General features: G+C 47.9%; 1 protein-coding gene. It reads left to right on the top strand.

Annotated features, from left to right (window positions below):
- Nucleotides 1-413: hypothetical protein (locus AC2FC2_RS26985; RefSeq protein WP_490660209.1), on the top strand; the 413-nt coding region annotated here is incomplete at both ends.

Below are 413 nucleotides of genomic sequence, written 5' to 3'. Positions count from 1 at the left end.
CTTGGTGCGGGAGCCTACCCAATCCATAAACGCAAACAGATTTTGCCAGAGCTGTCAGAACTATCAGAGTCTATCCTCGAATTTTGGGACGATGCTGCAAAAATGCCGGACTACTATGACCACTACGTTGCGAAGGGAGGGACAAAAACGTCGTATCACCGCCCGTACACGACAGAGATAATCAAATTCATTCGCTACAGAAACAGCACGTTCCCGAAGTTGTTCGGTGATTTCAAAAATTACCTGAACGCGAACTTTGGCCCACTGACAAACCTTGGTGATAACTACCTGTCCGAACGCTATGGGCTTGAATTCGCGGCAACATGCGTCATTCCTCCCTTGCAGTGGATGTATTTCACCGCAGTGAAAGAAAATGATGCTGCTGCAGTTGCCGAACTGAAAGCAGGCATCAA

The sequence above is a fragment of the Serratia sp. CoH_122_TC_1 genome (assembly GCF_058191755.1).
Note: the sequence above shows the minus strand (reverse complement) of the source record. Positions and strands in the feature narration are given on the sequence as shown.